The following is an 18,304-nucleotide window of genomic DNA, read 5'->3' on the forward strand; positions in this document are numbered from 1 at the left end:
GAAGAGGGGCCAAAGAAGAAGGGCGGGGCGCCGCGAGGCATCCCGCCCTTTTTCCGTGCCGCCGCAGAGCGGCGCGTTTCCCCGGCCCTACTTCAGGCCGGCAGGCCGCGCCGCGGGAGCCGCCTTCGGTGCGGCGGTCGCGGCGAGCGGGAGCCCCGCTCCCTTCAGGTAAGTCTTGCGGAGGTACTCCTCCATGAGATTGTCGGAGAACCACGAGAGCGGCACGCCGTCGACGAAGTAGGTCGGCGTGGAACGGACCCGGACCGCGAAACCCTCGGACAGATCGTCGAGGACCTTCGTGACGGCGCTGCCCTGCAGGTAGCAGGAGCGGAACGCCTCCTCGGAGATGTCGTTGGCCACCGCGAAGTCGAGGGCGAACGTGTCGAGCTCGCCGACGGAAAGCGTTTCCTGCCGGCCGAAGACGCTCGACTTCCAGCGGAAGAAGGCGTCCGCGTCCTTTTCGTAAAAGCACCGTCCGGCGGAGGCCGCCCGGAACGCCCAGGTGTGCTCGGAGATCGGGAATGTCTTGGCGACCCTGCGGATCTTCAGATCCTTCCCCAGCTTGTGGACGAGCGCGTCGAGGTCTGCAGCCCTCTTCTTGCAGAAGGGGCACTGCATGTCGGAGTACTCGACGATCGTCACCGCGGCGTCGGCCGGGCCCTGGGCGGGCGCCCCCTGGAGCCGGATGAGGGCGCGTCGCTGCTCGGCAAAGCTCTTCCCGCGATCCCACGCCCTTCCGACGAGGAGAAGGGCCCCGTCCCCGGAAGAGACGAAGGCCGAGATGTCGTAGGCGCCGTAGCCGGACTCGTGCTGGATCTTCATGCCCTTCATCGAGGGCCGGTCGATCGAGGGGTCGAACGTGACCTTGAACCGGCCCCTCAGGAAGCGGCCGAGGAGCTCGCGGAGGGTGTCGATGTCGGACTCACCCAGGACCGGCTTGGGTGCCTTCAGCCGGGCTTCGTCGACGAAGACGTCCCCGACGAGGGCGGTCTTCCCGGAGTCGTCGGCGAGGACGAAGGCCTGGTCGTTGGCGCGCTCGTCGACGGTGAACTTCTTCGCGGCGCGGTAGAGCCTCCAGCCGGGGATTCTCACGGCGTCGAGGGCGTCGAGCGTCAGCTCGCCGGGGCCGTACGGGAAGAAGCCCTCCAGCCAGCCGAGAAGCGCTTCGGTCCTCGGGTCGGCACTCTTTGGAGCCGCGGCGATCGGATCGGACGGCTGTGGCGCGGCCGGGGCCGTCGCCGCGACCGGGGCCGGCTTCTCGGCGGCCGGGGCCTGCGGCGCGCCGCCGGCGCGGCACGCCAGAAGCGTGGCCGCGGCAAGGAGTACGAGAGAACGGTGGTGGGTCATCGGACGGACGAGCCTCCTCTTTCGAGCTGGACGGACGCTTCGCGGACGGCCGCAGTGCCTTTCGAGACGTCCGGCCGGGATGATAGCGAAGCGCGTGCCGCGGGTCGGTCAATCGGCGGGATCGAGGGAAAGGAGCAGCTGCCCGGCCCCCACCGCCTGCCCGGCGGCGACTTCCACGGAGCGAACGACGCCATCCCTGTGCGCGCGGACGTCGTTCTCCATCTTCATGGCCTCGAGAACCACGAGAGGCTGCCCCTGGACGACGGTATCTCCCGGGCCCGCCAGTATCCTGAGGACCCGGCCCGGAATGGCCGCTTTCACCTCTCCAGAGCCCCGGAAGCTCCCCTTTCCGGCGACGGCCTGAGCCCGGGCAGTCAGCTCGTCGAGGAGCTCGAGGCTCACGCGCTCGGCACCGACCCGGACACGGACGGTTCCGTCTGCGGAAGGGCGAGGGACGGCCTCGGCCTGCCGGCCGTCGGCACGCAGGACCGAGAAGCCGCCGCCAGGTGTCGGGACGACGTCCCAGCGGGAAGGACGGCCGTCGAGGGAAACCACGACGCCGGTCGGGTCGAGCTGGACCTCCACCTCGACGCTGCGCTCCCCCGAAGGGCCGGCGATCTTCGCGCGGTACTTCATTCCCTGTGTCCGAATGTCGGCCGGGCGGTTCGCCAGGCCGACGGAGGCCGGGGCTGCGACGATCCGCGGACGGCGACACTCTCCCGCGCCGCGGCGACGGCCGCCGCGACGAGAGCCAGCTCCGCCGCGTCGTCGGACGGGGCGGGGTCTCCGGGGTAGGCCCAGCTTTCGAGGAACTGGGTCGAAACGTTCGCGGAAAGGACGTCGGGGTCTTCGAGCAGGGCGAGGAAGAAGGGAATGGAGGTTTCGATCCCCTCCACCCGCGTCTCGCAGAGTGCGCGACGCATCCTGCGGAGCGCCTCGTTCCGGTCAGAGCCGAAGGCGACGAGCTTGGCGACCATCGGATCGTAGTCGAGGGGAATCGTGTCCCCCTCCTCGACACCCGAGTCGACGCGGATTCCCGGCCCCTGCGGCCACCTCAGACGGTGGATCGTTCCCGGCGACGGGGAGAAGCCGCTCGAGGGGTCCTCCGCATAGATCCGGCACTCGATGGCGTGCCCGCGGGGCTCGGGACGGTGTTCGAAGCTGATCGGCTCGCCGAGGGCGATCCGGATCATCTCGGCGACGAGGTCGACGCCGTAGACCATCTCGGTCACCGGGTGCTCGACCTGGATCCGCGTGTTCATCTCGAGGAAGTAGAAGCGTCCGTCGCGGGCGAGGAGGAACTCGACCGTCCCTGCAGAGACGTAGGAGACCGACCGGGCGGCCGCGACGGCGGCCTCCTCCATGCGGGCCCGCAGCTCGGGCGACACGACGGGGGACGGACACTCCTCGAGGACCTTCTGGTGCCGCCGCTGCAGGGAGCACTCGCGCTCGCCGAGGGAGACGACGCGGCCGGTCCGGTCGCCCAGGACCTGGACCTCCACGTGCCGCGGCTTCTCGACGTAGAGCTCGCAGTAGACCGCATCGTCGGCGAAGAACGAGACGGCCTCGCTCCTGGCGCGCTCGAAGGCGGCAGGGACCTCGTCCTCGGCCCTCACGATCCGCATTCCCTTCCCGCCTCCACCGGCGGCCGCCTTGAGGAGGAGGGGAAAGCCGTGCTCGCGCCCGAAGGCGGCGATCTCGGCCGGGCCTTTCGCGGGGGTCGTCATGCCCGGGACGATCGGGACGCCCGCGGCCTTCATCCGCGCGCGGGACTCGGTCTTGCTGCCCATCGCGGCGATCGATTCCGGGTCGGGACCGACCCAGACGAGCCCGGCGTCGCGCACGGCCTTCGCGAAAGCGGCGTTCTCGGCCAGGAAGCCGAAGCCGGGATGAACGAGGCGGGCCCCGGTCCTCTTCGCCGCCTCGATGAGCTTCTCCGGCACGAGGTACGACTCGCGCGCGGGAGCCGGGCCGATGCCGACGGCGTGGTCGGCGAGCCGTACGTGGAGCGAGGCCCGGTCGGCATCGGAAAAGACGGCGACGGGTGAGATCCCGAGGTCCCGGCAGGCTCGTGCGATCCGGACGGCGATCTCACCGCGGTTCGCGATGAGGAGCCGCTCGGTCACGCGATCCCCGCAGAGTGTAGAAGGTAGACCTGACCCCGCGTTCTCATAGGGGGATATTTCCGTGCTTCTTGGGGGGGAGGACGTCGCGCTTGTTCTCGACGAGGTCGAGGGCGCGGATGAGGCGGCGGCGGGTCGTCCGGGGAAGGATGACGTCGTCGACGTAGCCCTTCTGGGCGGCGACGTAGGGGTTGGCGAAGAGCTCCTGGTACTCCTCGACCTTCGCCTTGCGCGCCGCAACGGGGTCGGCGCTCTGCGCCAGCTCGCGGCCGTAGAGGATGTTGACCGCGCCCTCCGGGCCCATGACGGCGATCTCGGCCGTCGGCCAGGCGTAGTTGAAGTCGGTGCGGATGTGCTTTGACGACATGACGCAGTAGGCGCCGCCGTAGGCCTTGCGCGTGATGACCGTGACCTTGGGGACGGTCGCCTCGGCGAAGGCGAACAGGAGCTTGGCGCCGTGCCGGATGATCCCGCCGAACTCCTGCTGCGTGCCGGGGAGGAAGCCCGGGACGTCCTCGAAGGTGACGAGCGGGACGTTGAAGGCGTCGCAGAAGCGGACGAAGCGCGCCCCCTTCGTCGCCGAGTCGATGTCGAGGACTCCCGCGAGGAAGTCGGGCTGGTTCGCGACGATGCCGACCGGGCGTCCGCCGAGCCGCGCGAAGCCGACGACGAGGTTCTTCGCGAAGTCGGCGTGGATCTCGAACAGCTCGCCGTCGTCCACGACGCGCTTGATCAGCGCCTTCATGTCGTAGGGCTGGTTCGCGCTCGCGGGAACGAGGGTGTCGAGGGCGACGTCCTCCCGGTCGCACGGGTCCGAGCATTCGCGCCGCGGCGGGTCCTGCCGGTTGTTGGACGGGAGGTAGCCGAGGAGGGTCCGGATCTTCAGGATGCAGTCGGCGTCGGAGTCGGCCACGATGTGGGCGACCCCGGAGACGGAGGCGTGGGTATCCGCTCCCCCGAGCGCTTCCTTCGTCACCTCCTCGTGGGTCACCGACTTGATGACGTCGGGACCGGTGACGAACATCGAGGAGGTCCCGCGCACCATGAGGACGAAGTCGGTGATGGCGGGCGAGTAGACGGCTCCGCCCGCGCAGGCGCCCATGATGGCCGAGACCTGCGGGACGACGCCGGAGGCGAGCGTGTTGCGCAGGAAGATGTCGGCGTAGCCGGCGAGGGAGGCGACCCCTTCCTGGATGCGTGCGCCCCCCGAGTCGTTGAGGCCGACGACCGGCGCCCCCGCCTTCATCGCGAGGTCCATCACCTTGCAGACCTTCGCCGCGTTCGTCTCGGAGAGGGAGCCTCCGAAGACGGTGAAGTCCTGGGCGAAGACGAAGACGGGACGCCCCTCCACGCGGACGGCGCCGGAGACGACCCCGTCACCCGGGATCGAGTTCCCCGCCCCGTCCATGCCGAAGTCGCGGCACCGGTGGACGACGAAGGGGTCCGTTTCTTCGAAAGAGCCCGGGTCGCCCAGGAGCTCGACGCGCTCGCGCGCCGAGAGCTTTCCGGCTTCGTGCTGCTTCTTCAGCCGCGCCTCGCCGCCACCGAGCCGCGCCGCCTGCCGGAGGCCGTCGAGGTACTTGATCCGCTCTTCGGTCGTCCTCATCCGTTCGCTCCCCCGCTCAGAGCGGAATTTTCTTCTTCTCCGCGAGCAGGCGCTTGGCTTTCCGAAAGACCTCGGAGTAGTCGAACCCGGCCCCGCCGAGCGCGCCGGTGTTGGCGCGGAGGAGCTTGTCGACCTCGACTTCCAGCTGGCGCTCGCGGTCGCGGTCGAAGGCGAGCGTGGCCTCGACGACCCTGCGAACCTCGGCGGGCGACTTCGCCCTCACGAGGCCGGATTCGATGAGGCGCCGCGCCACGAAGGCGGCGCACGCGGCGATTCGGGCGTCCGGGGCGGCCATGGCCGCGGAGGATACAGCAGGCAATCGAGCGCTTCGCCCCCGGTCTGCCTAGAATCGGGGCAGCGATGGGCAGCCCGGCGGATCTGATGCGCGACGCGGACGACGCGGTGAAGCTCGTCTCGGGGCTCCTGCGCCGGGGCGAGTCGGGCGAAGCCTTTCGCGAGCGGACCCGCACCGAGACGTGGACCGCCTCCGAGTCCGGGCTCCTCGCCCCCGCGCTCGCCGAGGAGAGCGGGACGGCGGTGAGGATCCGGCGCGAGGGGAGCCTCCTCCTCGTGGCGCGCTCCGGAGCCGGCCCCGAGGCGCTGCGGGACGCGGTCCGGGAAGCGGGGCGGCGCGCGGGAAACGCCCCTTTCTTCAAGGCGCACCGTGGCGCCGCGCCCGCCCCGCCGCCGGCCGGCGCGGAGAGGCCGGAAGAGGAGGAAGGGCGGACGGCGGCGCTCGCCGCGGCGTTCGCGCGCGCCCTCCCCGATCCGCGCGGCCTGGTGCTGTCCGTCGAGGTCTCGCGCGTCGTGACCGAGCGGACGGTCGTCACGCCCCGGGCGTTCCTGCCGTGCGGCGTGCGAACGCGGCTCGTCGCCTCGGGGACGATCCGCCGGGCGGGCTCGGAACGGCCGTTCTCGTTCCAGTCGGCACGCCCCTTCGGCGAGGCGGCGGACGCACTCGCCGCCGCGCTCCGCGATGCGGCCCGTCCCTCGTCGGGCCTTCCCCCCGCACCGGGCCCTGTCGACGTCGTCTTTTCCCCGTCGGCCGCCTCGGTCTTCTGGCACGAGGTGGTCGGCCACGCCCTCGAGGCGGACGCGGGCGAACGCGGTTCGGTCCTCTCCCGCGTGAAAGGGGCCGCGGTCGCTCCTGCCGGCCTCGACATCGTCGACGACCCGGGCCGGGGCGACCTCCCGGGTGCCTACGGGGTCGACGACGAGGGAACGCTCGCGCGCGCCGTGCCGCTCCTGGCGGGCGGCGTCGTCACGGGGCTCCTGTCCGACCGGCGCTCCGGCGCCGTCGACTCGAACGGCCACGGCCGGACCTCGAGCTTCCGGCGCCCGCCTCGGGTCCGGATGTCGAACCTCGTCGCCTGCGCGGGGGAGGCGAGCCTCGAGGAGCTGCTCGACCGGTGCGGCGACGGCCTCTACGTCCGGGAGGTGGCGAGCGGCTCGGCCGATCCCGAGTCGGGGCGGTTCGTCCTCCTCGTCTCGGCCGCCGACGGGATCAGACGCGGCCGGAGGAGCTCGCCGCTGGCCCCCTTCGCCCTGTCCGGAGAGATCCTCTCCGCTCTCGCCTCCGTCGAGGAGACGTGGGGCAGCGACGTCCTTCCCGCAACGGGCCTCTCCGTCTGCGTGAAAGGGGGCGACGCGGTCCCCGTGGGGGGCGCGGCCGCGGCGCTCCTGGTCCGCGGCCTGACGGCACGGGCGGCGCGCCGGTGACGCACGGCGCCGACGACCGCCTCTTCGAACGGGTGCTCGACGCCTCGGCGGGCGACGGCGCGGGGGCCGAGCTCTACGAGCGGCGCGGCGCCCTCCTGGAGCTGACCGAGGACGAGGAGGGATCGACACTCCTCGAGTCTCACGAGCGAGGGCTCGCCCTCCGGCTCTTCAAGGCGGGACGCTCCGCGTTCGCGGCCGCGGGGCCCGACCGCTCCGAGTACCTTCCCGCCGAAGCGCGCCGGCGCCTGCCCAGGGCCCGCGCGCGGCGCGGCGTGCGGCTTCCGGGCCCGGCGGCCGGCGAGATCGCCGAGCACCGCCCGCTCTCCGACCCGCCTCCCCCCGACGCCGACCTCGCCCGGACGCTCCTGACCAGCTTCCGCCAGGCGCTCACCGCCTCCGGTCGCGGGGCGGTGACGGTGCGCGACGCCTCGGTCTCGCTCGGAGAGAGGGCGGAACGGCTCGCCACGACGGCGGGGCGCGATGCGACGTGGGGAAGCCGTCTCGCGACACTCGTGGCCACGGTCGTCGGCCGCTCCTCTGCCGGACGCTTCTCGGCCCGCGTGGTGGGCGCCGCTTCGCGCCCCGAGGAGCTGCCTGTGGCGCGCCTCGCACGGCACGCCGCCGACCGGGTCCTCCTGCCGCTCAACGGCCGGCCATTCGAGGCGACGAGGGCCGACATCCTCCTCGATCCCCTCGTCGCCGCTCACCTCGTGGGCCGGCTCGCACCCCTGTTCTTCGGCGACGAGGAAGAAGCCCTCCTGGCGGCTCGGACCCGCGAAGGGCGGGACGCGCTCGCCGCACCCCTCGTTTCCCTCGTGGACGACGCCGCCGCCCCGGGCGGGCTCGTCCGGGGGGTGCGGGACGGCGAGGGGACGCTCCAGGGGCGGACCCGCCTCGTCGACCGCGGGATGCCGTTCGGCCGCCTCACCGACATCGCCGCGGCGGGCCGCCTCTCCCGCTCCCCCTCCGGAAGCGCCGTCCGGGTCGCGTGGAGCGCGCCGCCGCGGATCGGCCTGACGAACTTCTTCGTCGATCCCCTGCCCGGAGTCTCCCCTCTCGACCTGCTGGGAAGCGTGGGGAGAGGCCTCTACGCCGCGGTCCTCCTCGAGAGACCCGAGGTGGACCTTTCCGCAGACACGTTCCGGCTCGTCGTCGCCGGGTACGTCGTGGAGAAGGGACGGGCCACGGAAAGGGTGTCTGAGGCCACGGTCTCCGGCCGTCTCTCCGATTTCCTCCGGGGGATCGCCGGCATCGGGGACGACCTGAAGTTCGCGCTCGGAGGCACCGGGAGCGCCGGCTCGCCGACGCTCCTCGTGCCGCGCTGGAAAACCGGCTGAACCGGTCGGCCCTCAGTCGCCCTTCGGCGGCTCGGGCGGCCCTCCCGGTCCTGGAGCCGGCACCCGACGCGGCGCTCCCGTGGGGGCCGGCACGGGCACGACACCCGTGCCGGGCGCCGCGCTTCCCTCTTCGAGCCCGGGAACCGGCGCCGCGGCGGGTGCCGCAGAGTCCGGTACCTCGCGGGCCGGCGCGGGCGAAACCTCGATCGGCCCGTCACCCTCGCTCCCCGTGCGCTGGGAATAGGCCCTGCGGCGGCGCGTCAGCGGTTCCGTCGTCGACGGCACCACCATCGGACGTGCGGAGGTCGGGGGCGGCACGCTCGTCACGACGGGCCCGGTCCGGGGAGGCTCCTCGATCTCGACGATGGCCTGCGGCGCCTTCGCACGATTCTGGAAGAACGCGGCGACCCGGGACGGATCCGACAGCTGGTTCGAGAACGGTATCGCGGCGTCGACCCGTCTCCGTTGGTACGTTTCGAGGAGGACCCGCGCCCGCAGACGGGTCGCCACGGCGAACGGGTTGACCCTGGCATCGAAAAGCGACGTGTCGACCCGGAGCGACTTCGAGTAGGCGTTGATCGCGGCGCTCTCGTTTCCGAGCGTCTCCTCCGCGAAGCCGAGCATCCACCAGGCCGGCCAGTTGCCCGGATCGGTCTTCACCGCCCGGCGGAAGCGGGACCGGGCGGACCCCCACTCGCCGCGAAGGGCCTCGACGAGGCCGGCGTTGAAGGAAGGCCGGGAGTCCGCTGGAGCGAGCTCGGCGGCCGTGTCGAAAGACCGGAGGGCGTCGCGCCAGAAGCCGTCCCACGCCACGAGGCAGCCGAGGTCGTTGTGGAGGGTGGCGTCCGACGGGCTCTGCTCGATCTTCGAGATCGTCTCCAGGATGGCGGCGTGGTGAGGAATCGCCGGGTCGAGCGACGCCCTGTAGACATCCTTGCCGGCCGCGGGAGATGCGCCGAGGGACGCCGCGAGGACCGCGCCCGCGAGGAACGCCTTATGGAACGGAACGAACATCGTCACCCCTTCGGCCCGGGAGCTACGGGACGGCCGACGAGGCGGACCCGTCCGTCCGTCGTCTGGACTTCGAAGACGAGCCGCGACGAGCCGGTCTTGCGGCGGATCTCGTCCGCCTGCCGTCTCACCGACTCCTCGAACTTCTCGTACTTCAGCCTCGACACGTCCTCTCCCAGGGCCTGCCGGGCCGCCACGTACCTCTCGAAGAGGGGCGTGAAGTCGACCCGGTTCCTCGGTTTTACGGAAGGACCGGCCGCTGCGTCGGGCCGGGGGGGCTCGGCCGACACGGGGGTGTCGCGGTTCACCGCCCGTTCTGCAGCGGCGAGGAGAGCTTCGACGTCGGGGGCCGCAGCTGCCGCCGCCTTCTTCTCTCTGCCCTTGCCTGTCGTCGCCGATCCCGACCCGGAGCCCGGCGCCATGACCGACGAGAGAGGGGCGAGGCGGCGTACCGGCCCGGTCCGGCCCTCTTCCCGGGCCTGCATCCGCTTGTCCCAGAGCTCGACGAACGAGTAGAAGCGGCCCTGGAGCGCCTGGAGCCGGAAGCGTTCGGCGGCCTTCTCCATCTCCGCGTTCGCGAGCTTGCGAAGGGTCTCCTCGATCGTCCGCCGGCTCGGCAGGGGCGGGCGCTTCACCTCGCCGCCGAAGAAACGCTCGTATTCGATCCTGAGGGTCGTTATGCCCCGGTCCAGGTCGACCAGCTCCCGTTCAAACGAGACAGCCATCGCTGCGATAGATTCTACGGGTCTTGGCAACACCCGTAACCATCCCCCCTTCGATCGAGACGCTTCTGTCGGACGAGCGGGGTCTGGAGCTCGCGACCCGTCACGGACGCCTTCGGACGAGGGAAGCTCTCCGCGAGGCCGCGGACCGGCTTCGGCGAGGCGGCCTCGCGGCCGGAGAGGACGCCGCCGGCGCGGTCCTCGACGCGGCCGACACGGCCCTCGCACTTCGCCCGCCGGCGGGACCGAGGCCCGTCGTCAACGCCACGGGGGTCCTCCTCCACACGAATCTCGGGCGGGCCCCGCTCGCCGCCGCCGCACGGGAGGCCGTCCTCAGGTCCTGCGGCTACGCGACGCTGGAGCTGGACCTGACGACCGGCGGGCGCGGGAAGAGGGGCGAGCACGTGCGGCCCCTCCTCCTCGAGCTGATGGCCCCGGGCCGCGACGACCTCGACGCCCTGGCCGTCACGAACACCGCTGCCGCGCTTCTCCTCGCCCTCGACACGCTCGCCAACGGCCGGCCCGTCGCCGTCTCGAGGGGCGAGCTCGTCGCGATCGGAGGCGACTTCCGCGTCCCCTCGATCATGGCCCGCAGCGGAGCCTCGCTCCTCGAGGTCGGGACGACGAACAAGACGACGCCCGACGACTACGCCGAGGCTGTCCGCGCCGGGGCCGTGGCGATCCTGAAGGTGAGACCTTCGAACTACCGGATCGTCGGCTTCACCGAGGAAGTCTCTCTCCGCGCGCTCGCACCCCTCTGCAGGGAGGCGCGCATCCCGCTTCTCTACGACGCCGGCGCGGGCGCTCCCGAGCGCTTCGAAGAGTCCGGCCTCTTCGACGAGCCGGTCCCCGCCGAGGCGCTCGCCCAGGGAGCCGACCTCGTCTGCTTCTCGGGGGACAAGACGCTCGGCGGGCCGCAGGCGGGGATCCTGCTCGGAGCCTCCGCTCTCGTCGGCGCCTGTGCGAGGAACCCGCTCGCGCGCGCCCTGCGCCCCGACAAGCTCGTCCTGGCCGCGCTCGCGGCGACTCTCGACCTGCACCTTTCGGGGAGGGCCTCCGAGATCCCCTTCTACGCGATGCTGGCGGTACCCGTGGCGCGCCTGGCGGAGCGGGCGCGCCGGCTCGCGGCGGCGGCAGCGGCGTTCGGATGGGAGGCCGAGGCGGCCCCCCTGGTCGCCATCGCCGGCGGCGGAACGGGAACGGAATCGACGCTCCCCTCGTTCGGTCTTCTCCTGCGCCACCCGTCCCTCGGCGAGACCGAGGCGGCGGCCCGGCTCCGCTCGCGAGAGCTGCCCGTCCTCGTCCGCATCTCGGAGGGAAGGCTCGTCGTCGATCTCCGCTCGGTCACCCCGGAGGAGGACGACGAGATCCTGAGAGCGCTCGGGGACGCCTGCACGCGGCCCTGACGGGCCGTTACATCTTCAGCTCGCGGATCCTCTGGACGAGCCTCTTGAGCGGGATGCCGAGGGCCTCGGCGGCCGTCGACCGCTCCCCGGCGGCCTCCTCGAGCGCACGGCGGATCCGCGCCGACTCGCCGGCCAGCTTCCACCGCTCCACCGTCTCCTCGAGCGTCCCCGCCAGCGAGGGCGTCCCCACCGCTTCCTCACCCGGAGCGCCGAGGACGACGTCGGCCGTCCGGATCTGCGGGCCGGACGAGAGGAGTACGGCCCGTTCGATCACGTTCCTGAGCTCCCGCACGTTTCCCGGCCAGTCCCACGCCACGAGCTTCTCGACCGCTGCCGGGCTGAGCTCGAACGCCCGGCCCCGCGCGCTCTCGCCGCAGGTCCTCGCGAACTCCCTGGCCAGCACGGGGACGTCCTCCTTGCGGGCGCGCAGCGGCGGGAGGCGGACCGGAAAGACGTCGAGCCGGTAGAAGAGATCCTCGCGGAAGGCTCCCGACTTCACCCGGGCCCCAAGGTCGCAGTTCGTGGCGGCCACCAGGCGAACGTCCACCGTGAGGGGGATCGTTCCGCCGACACGCAGGAAGGTCCTCTCCTCGACGACGCGCAGGAGCTTCGTCTGCGCCCCGAGCGGCAGCTCGCCGATCTCGTCGAGAAAGAGCGTCCCGCCGTCGGCCAGCTCGAAGCGGCCGGCCCGCCGCTCGGAAGCGCCCGTGTAGGCGCCCCGCTCGTGGCCGAAGAGCTCGTTCTCGACGAGCCCCTCGGGAAGGGCCGCGACGTTCACGGCGACGAACGGTCCCGCCCGGCGGGGAGAGAGGGCGTGGACGGCCCGCGCGAAGAGCTCTTTCCCCGTCCCCGATTCGCCGGTCAAAAGGACCGTCACGTCGCTCGCGGCGGCCCGGCGGAGCCGGTCGAGGGCGTCCGCCAGCGCCGGAGCGTGGCCGAGGATGCGCGGCATCCCGGCGAGCCCGGCCTCCTCGGCGAGGAGCGTCCGGGCCACGGCGCTGCGCCGGGCGTCGACGTGCCTGCGGACGAGCAGGAGGAGGAGATCGACGTCGACCGGCTTGCCGAGGAAATCGGCCGCCCCCTTCTTCATCGCGACGACGGCGGTCTCGACCGTGCCGAAACCCGTGAGCAGGATGACCGGTAGCGATGCGTCGCTCGCGAGCGCCGCGTCCAGGACGGCGAGGCCGTCGGCCCCGGGAAGCTTGAGGTCGGTGAGGACGAGGGCGTAGCGCCGCCCCTCGGAGAGCCGCCGAACCGCCTCGTCGCCGGTCGCGACCGCTTCGACGCCGTACCCCTCGCGGGCCAGCGTCTCGGCCAGCATCGACCGGAGCGATTCCCGGTCCTCTACGAGGAGGATCTCGGCGGCCATCCCGGCCCGAGGCGCCCCCGGCTCAGACGCCGCCGCCCGGAGGCTTCGGCTGGTTGGACGAAGGCTGGGGAACGTAGCTACCGCCCGGCTTCTCCGGCGCGCCCACCGGGGCGTTCGGCGCGGGGGCCGGCATGTCGGGCGAGCGGAGCACGGGCGCTGGAGTCGGCGCCGGGGTCGGAGCCGCGGTCGGTGCCGGAGTCGGCTCGACGGGAGCGGCCCCGCCCGATGACGTGGCGGACGCTCCGGCGGAGGAGGATCCACCCGCCACGGTCACTTCCCGCTTCGAAGCGCGCCAACGCGGCGAGGCCCTCACGTTGCGGACCGCCACCTCGCTGTCGAGCTGGGCGGTGAACGTGGCCTTCTCGCCAGGGGCGAGGGCGTCCGCAGAGAGCTGCCCGAAGGCGCTCGAGACGGTCTGGCCCTGGTCCCCCACGGCCTCGACCGTGATCGCGACGCCTTCGACGGGGCTTTCGCCGGCGTTCTGGACCGAGCCCGTCACGACCGTTCCGTTCGCGGCCTTCCTCGCCGACACGTTGCTGACGATGACGCGTCCCGCACCGGCCGCCTTCTTCTCCTCGCCCGGCTCGAGGTATCCGCCCGCGACGTCCTGATCCGTCAGGACGACCGAGGCCTTTCTTCCATCGCGCGTGGCGTTGGCCGCGTCGACGAGGCTCGGGGCCCGCACGGCCGTGGGAGCGGCGGCAGGGACTTTCGCCATCTCCGCCGCCCGCGCGGCGGCGGCCGCCGTCTTTGCGGTGTCGATCTCGGAAGCAGGAATCGAGACGAGCTTGCCGTCCGTGAGCACGAGAACCGCCTGACTCCCGCGAATCACCAGCGGTTTCTTCGTTTCGAGGGTCCGGCCGTCCTTGAGGACGACCCTGTCGGCCGCGAGCGGCCCAGCTGTGAGGCTGATGAGCCCGAGCACGAGCAGCGATGAAGCGCGGCGCATGGGACACCTCCGGTCAGGAAAGCATAGCACCGCGGAGTCGGGGTGACTCGGCGGTCAGCGCGGCTCTCCCGCGGCACCCGGTTCGCCGCCGACCTCGTCCGAGACGAGGTAGAGGGGTCGCCCCTTCACCTCGTCGTAGATCCGCCCGAGGTACTCCCCCAGGACGCCGATGAGCATCAGCTGGACGCCGCCGAGGAGGAGGATCCACCCCATCAGCGTCGTCCAGCCCCGCTCGTTGATCCCGAGGACCTTCAGGACGACGACGACGGCGATGTAGAGGAACGCGAAGGACGAGACCAGGAACCCGAGCCAGGTGCCGAGCTGGAGCGGAACGTGGCTGAACGACGTGAGGGCGTCGAGGGCGAACCGGACCATCTTGCGCAGCGGGTACTTCGTCTCGCCGTGCAGCCGCGCGGGGCGGACGTAGTGCACCGCCGTCGCCCGGAAGCCGACCCAGGCGGTCATCCCCCGGATGAAACGGTGGCGCTCGCGCAGGGAGCGGAAGGCGGCGACCGCTTTCGGCCCGAGGAGGCGGAAGTCGCCCGTGTCGACCGGGATGTCGACGTTCGTCCAGCGGCGCATGAGGCGGTAGAAGAGGTGCGCCGTCGCCCTCTTGAAGGCGCTCTCCCCTTCCCGTGCCGTCCGCTGCGCGTAAATGACCTCGTACCCTTCGTCGGACTTCGCGAGCATCTCGGCGAGGAGCTCGGGCGGGTCCTGCAGGTCGGCGTCCATCACCGCCACGAGACGTCCGCGGGCCCGGTCGACGCCGGCGGTGAGCGCCATCTGGTGGCCGAAGTTCCGCGAGAGACGCAGGGCCCTGAGGCGCGGGTCCTCCGCTGCGAGCGCGGCCATCGCCTCGAACGAGCCGTCACGGCTTCCGTCGTCGACGAAGAGGATCTCGAACGTCCGCCCCGTCGCCTCGAGGACCGCGACGAGCCGGCGGCGCAGCTCCGGCAGGTTCGGAAGCTCGTTGAAGCACGGAAGGACGACGGAAACCTCGGGCACGCTCATCTTTCCGGGCTCCTCTCGAGGTCGGGCCGCGTCAGGACGACGACGTTCTGCGAGCCGACCGGATTCGTCGCCGAGCCGTCGTTGCTCCAGGGCCGGCGCGTGAAGAGGTAGGTCAGAAGCTCGCGCGGCGTCGGGCGCAGCGGAGAGCGGGAGACCTCGGGAATCCACCAGGCGCGCAGCGGGATCTGCCGGGCCACGTAGTCGCCGCCCAGGAGCTTCTGCGCTTCTTCGGCCTTCGTGTCGTCGACGATGACGAAGGGCGGCCGGCTGCCCGCGTTCGGCATGGCCCAGTAGACCGGAAGGTTGCGGAAGTACCAGGAGAGCGGCCACACGGCCTCTCCGAAGACCGCCGCCACGGGATCCGCACCGGTGGCGGCGACCTTCACGACGTCGGCCACGACCGGCATCAGCTCCGGGCTCGTCTGGGTGAAGACGACCGTTTCGGCCCGCGGGTGGGACGGCGAGAGCAGCGGGTTCCAGAAGGAGAGCGAAAGCGTCGCCAGGACGGTCGCGACGCCCACCGGGAGGGCGATCGAGGCCGTCCGGACGCGCGAGGCGCAGAGCGCCGCCCAGGCGGAGCCCGCGAGCGGGACGAACGGCAGGATCTGGTGGACGATGAGCCAGGGCGTCTTCTCCCCGAGGTACGCGTACATGAGGACCGAGGAGAGGGCGAGCGCCGCGACGAACCGCTCGGCGGGAGAGAAGCGCCTCCACCTCATGCCGATCCAGACGAGCGCGGGGAGAACGATCGCGAACTCGTACTGGAGGATCCGCGGCAGGTAGTACGTCTTCGGCCCGCCGACCCTCTCGACCTTGTGCTGGCCCCACCAGTACGAGATCGCGATGAAGGCCGGGTTCCCGGAGTCGGGGTGAACGAGAAAGAACGTGTACGCCACCTCGGAGAGCGTGAAGAAGAGGAAGGCGGCGCCCAGGATCGCCACCCCGTGACGCTCGAGGACGTCGAGGAGCGAACGGATCTTCGCGAAGGCCGGAAAGCCCTTTCCCGGCTCCCAGACCGCCGCCAGGACCGACGGCGCCATCAGCGCCGCGAGAACGTAGAAGTTCTCCTTCGAGGCGAACGCGACGGCAGCCCAGATCGCGGCCAGACCGAGGTCGGCGACGCGCCGGGTCCGCCACCAGCGATCCAGCCAGAGGAAGAGCCCGAACGTTCCGAGGAGGCTCCAGACGTCCTCGCGACAGAAGCGCGTGAAGTAGAGGAGGTTCGGCGAGATCGCGAGGAGGACGCCGGACGCGAAGGCGGCCCCCCGCCCGAACCGCGCCCTGAGGAGCATCGCCATCGCCACGAGGCCGACGCCACCGAGCGCCGCCGGGAGGCGGGCGGTGAAGTCCGAATCGCCGAGGATCCGGAACGTCGAGGCGACCATGAAGTACTGCACGGGTCCGTGGTAGATCGGGTCGTATTCGTAGCTGCCCTTCGTCGCCAGCTCGTAGGAGAAGTGCCCGTGGATCGACTCGTCGTGGTGGTACGCCCGCGAGCCGAGGTCCCAGAGGCGCAGGGCGAGGGAGAGGAGGAGGAGCCCTCCCCAGGCCCACCTCTCGAGCCTCTGCCAGGCCGGACCGTCACCGCTCACGGTGCCACCTCCCACACCTCGGTCCCCTGCCCGGAGAAGACGCGCCTCGCGCCTCCGCGCGCACGGAACAGCTCGGGACCGTACTCCTTCCGTTCGAGCGGCCCGACGACGACGTGCGTCGCGCCGCGCCGGGCGAGTGCCGCCCGGACCGCCACGGCGTCACCGGACCGGTAGACCGTCTCGACGTCCAGCTTTCGCGCGTCGATCTCGGCCGTCGCCGCCCCGCCTCGCCAGAGCCCCTGGTGGTTCGTCCACCCGAGGACGATCGGGCGGCCGGTGGCGCCCCCGATGCGTCCGTGGTCGCTGTAGGCACCGCCGACGGCTTCCACGAGCCGCGCGTCAGGGGGCGCGTTCCGGAGGATCCACTCCACGGCCTCCCGGTCCCCCGGCGCTTCCCTGGTCATCCATGCGAGACCGTCGATCGTCCGCTGCGAAGGGTTCCACCGCTGGAGGACGAGGCTGGCCGGGTGAGCGAGGAGCCCCGCGACCGCAACGACGAGGACGCCCCGCACGGCCCAGCGCGCCCTCCTCGAGGACAGCGCCAGGGGCAGGAGGAGCGCCACGGCGGGGGCCAGCAGGGCTGCCGCGGCGGCATAGCACTTGAAAACGGTGTTCATCCGGTGGAGCTCCTCGCCGTACGGATCGCGGACGACGACGAGCTCCGGCACGAGGAGAAGCACCACTGCGGCTCCCGCGAGGAGAAAGCCGGCCCTCAACGCGCCCTTCAGGCGGGGCAGCAGATACAGGACGGCGAGCACGAACGCGGCCCCCAGCCCCAGGACGGGACGCTGCGTCACGATCGCGAGGAAGAGGCCCAGCGCCGGGAAGGCGTTCGCGACGAAGAACGCGTCCTCGGCCTCGTCTCTCGAGCGCAGGAGGGCGATCCCGACCGCGAGAGCCGGGACCAGGAGCATCGCTCCCAGGTGCAGGAACGCCTCCGGGCTCGTCGTCCGGCCGGTCACGCCGCGCAGGCCCTGGAACTCGGGACGCGGCGACAGGAGCGCCGGGAGGAGGAAGGGAAGCGAGACCGCGAGCGTCGCGACGCTGCGCAGCAGGGCGGTCTTCAGGTCCCGCGTGACGAACGCGCCGACGCCGAGGAGGAGGAGCGCGCCCGGAAGGTCCCACGGGTTGGCCGAGAAGAGGGCCGCCAGCAGCGCGGCGTCGAGGAGGAGGCCGGGCCCCGAGGCGAACCGGCCCGCGGTCGCCGCGAAAGCGAGGAGGAGGGGAAGGGCCACCGCGTGCGGGTGCAGGTCCCCGAGCCAGAGCGTGAAGAGGGGCCATTCGGTGATCGTGTCCGCGACGCGCCTCGAAGACGGCCAGAGGTCGAGTCCCGACAGCGGCGTCCCGGCGAGGAGCTGGCGCGCGCCGTCGAACGTCCCCGCGAAGGCGAGGAGGAGAGCCGCCAGCACCGCCGGCACACGCCCTCCTCCGCGGAAGCGGACGACCCCGAACGCCGCGGCGCCCGCCAGGGCGGCGACGAGCGCCACGATCAGGTTGTAGGCGTACGCCGGCGGGACGGAGGCGAGGCGGAACGGGAGCGCGAGGACGTAGGTGCCGAAGTGGTAGTAGGGGAACCGCTCTCCGGCGAACCACGGATCTTCCAGCGGAAGCCGGGGCGTGGCGAGCAGGCTGGAAAGGACCGCGAGGTCCATCGGCTTCTCCGTCCCCCGGACGTCCGGCCAGCCGAGGCGTAGCCAGAGGTAGGCCCCGAAGAGCGCAAGCAGGAGCAGCGCGGGGAGGAGTACGGCAGAGAGGGAAGAGAGAGGAGGGACCCGGGCGGAGCCGGGGCGCCCGGAGCGAAGTCCTCCGAGCCCGCGCCCGCAGAAGACGAGCGCTGCCGCGGCGACGATCCCTCCGAGGACGAGGATCGCCACGAACGGAATCCGGCCGAACGTCGTCAGGAGCCACCCGGGGAACGCGAAGAGGACGAGGCCCACGGGAAGGCCGAGCGCGACCGCTCCGTCGAGGAGTCCTGCCTCGTCTTCGTCCCCCCGCCCGACGCGCAGGAGGACGGCAGTACCGGTCGCCCAGAGACCGACGAGGAGGACGGCCAGGAAGATCGTGGACGGTGCGCTCACGGGGCCGGGAGACGGTAGCACAGGAGCATCCGGA

General features: G+C 71.9%; 15 protein-coding genes. 3 read left to right on the forward strand and 12 right to left on the reverse strand.

Annotated elements, in window-relative coordinates; all coding sequences use genetic code 11:
- Window positions 1-87: 87 nt before the first annotated feature.
- From IPN03_21845 to IPN03_21865, 5 genes are all read right to left on the reverse strand, one after another.
- On the reverse strand, window positions 88-1,347 hold the full coding sequence (locus IPN03_21845; GenBank protein MBK9376290.1) for a DsbA family protein: 1,260 nt from the start codon (window positions 1,345-1,347) through the stop codon (window positions 88-90).
- A 108-nt stretch (window positions 1,348-1,455) separates the two neighbouring features.
- Entirely contained in the window at window positions 1,456-1,983 is a 528-nt protein-coding gene (locus IPN03_21850) for a hypothetical protein (protein ID MBK9376291.1), read from the reverse strand.
- A complete protein-coding gene (locus tag IPN03_21855) occupies window positions 1,980-3,473 on the reverse strand; it encodes an acetyl-CoA carboxylase biotin carboxylase subunit (GenBank protein ID MBK9376292.1) in 1,494 nt (497 codons plus the stop codon). The genes IPN03_21850 and IPN03_21855 overlap by 4 nt, the downstream gene beginning before the upstream one ends.
- Window positions 3,474-3,516: 43 nt before the next feature.
- Entirely contained in the window at window positions 3,517-5,076 is a 1,560-nt protein-coding gene (locus IPN03_21860; protein MBK9376293.1) for an acyl-CoA carboxylase subunit beta, read from the reverse strand.
- A gap of 16 nt (window positions 5,077-5,092) precedes the next feature.
- Window positions 5,093-5,371: a DUF507 family protein gene (locus tag IPN03_21865; protein MBK9376294.1), complete on the reverse strand. Its 279-nt coding sequence runs from the start codon at window positions 5,369-5,371 to the stop codon at window positions 5,093-5,095.
- Window positions 5,372-5,436: 65 nt separating this feature from the next.
- Here IPN03_21865 and IPN03_21870 point away from each other — a divergent pair, with 65 nt between their 5' ends.
- Both IPN03_21870 and IPN03_21875 read left to right on the forward strand, forming a co-directional pair.
- Window positions 5,437-6,795, forward strand: a complete 1,359-nt coding sequence (locus tag IPN03_21870) for a TldD/PmbA family protein (GenBank protein ID MBK9376295.1) — start codon at window positions 5,437-5,439, stop codon at window positions 6,793-6,795.
- Entirely contained in the window at window positions 6,792-8,132 is a 1,341-nt protein-coding gene (locus tag IPN03_21875) for a TldD/PmbA family protein (GenBank protein MBK9376296.1), read from the forward strand. The genes IPN03_21870 and IPN03_21875 overlap by 4 nt, the downstream gene beginning before the upstream one ends.
- 12 nt (window positions 8,133-8,144) lie before the next feature.
- On the opposite strand, the gene IPN03_21880 is transcribed toward IPN03_21875, so the two are convergent.
- Entirely contained in the window at window positions 8,145-9,146 is a 1,002-nt protein-coding gene (locus IPN03_21880) for a tetratricopeptide repeat protein (GenBank protein ID MBK9376297.1), read from the reverse strand.
- A gap of 2 nt (window positions 9,147-9,148) precedes the next feature.
- Entirely contained in the window at window positions 9,149-9,868 is a 720-nt protein-coding gene (locus IPN03_21885) for a hypothetical protein (protein MBK9376298.1), read from the reverse strand.
- Window positions 9,869-9,891: 23 nt separating this feature from the next.
- On the opposite strand from IPN03_21885, the gene selA reads away from it, so the two are divergent.
- Window positions 9,892-11,271: an L-seryl-tRNA(Sec) selenium transferase gene (gene selA / locus IPN03_21890; protein MBK9376299.1), complete on the forward strand. Its 1,380-nt coding sequence runs from the start codon at window positions 9,892-9,894 to the stop codon at window positions 11,269-11,271.
- Window positions 11,272-11,278: 7 nt separating this feature from the next.
- Here the strand turns inward: selA and IPN03_21895 are convergent, their stop codons facing one another.
- From IPN03_21895 to IPN03_21915, 5 genes are read right to left on the reverse strand one after another with little or no spacing between them, the layout of a single operon-like run.
- Window positions 11,279-12,640: a sigma-54-dependent Fis family transcriptional regulator gene (locus IPN03_21895; GenBank protein ID MBK9376300.1), complete on the reverse strand. Its 1,362-nt coding sequence runs from the start codon at window positions 12,638-12,640 to the stop codon at window positions 11,279-11,281.
- 22 nt (window positions 12,641-12,662) lie between these two features.
- Window positions 12,663-13,589, reverse strand: coding sequence for a hypothetical protein (locus IPN03_21900; protein ID MBK9376301.1), 927 nt, complete (start codon window positions 13,587-13,589; stop codon window positions 12,663-12,665).
- 54 nt (window positions 13,590-13,643) lie between these two features.
- Window positions 13,644-14,600 carry a glycosyltransferase family 2 protein gene (locus IPN03_21905; protein MBK9376302.1) on the reverse strand — a complete coding sequence of 319 codons (957 nt, stop codon included), beginning with the start codon at window positions 14,598-14,600 and terminating at the stop codon, window positions 13,644-13,646.
- Window positions 14,597-16,192: a TIGR03663 family protein gene (locus IPN03_21910; GenBank protein ID MBK9376303.1), complete on the reverse strand. Its 1,596-nt coding sequence runs from the start codon at window positions 16,190-16,192 to the stop codon at window positions 14,597-14,599. Before IPN03_21910 ends, IPN03_21905 begins: the two co-directional genes overlap by 4 nt.
- Complete coding sequence (locus IPN03_21915) at window positions 16,189-18,270, reverse strand: hypothetical protein (protein ID MBK9376304.1); 2,082 nt, start codon at window positions 18,268-18,270, stop codon at window positions 16,189-16,191. The genes IPN03_21910 and IPN03_21915 overlap by 4 nt, the downstream gene beginning before the upstream one ends.
- Window positions 18,271-18,304: the final 34 nt, after the last annotated feature.

Source organism: Holophagales bacterium (assembly GCA_016719485.1).
In the GTDB taxonomy this organism is placed as follows: domain Bacteria; phylum Acidobacteriota; class Thermoanaerobaculia; order UBA5066; family UBA5066; genus UBA5066.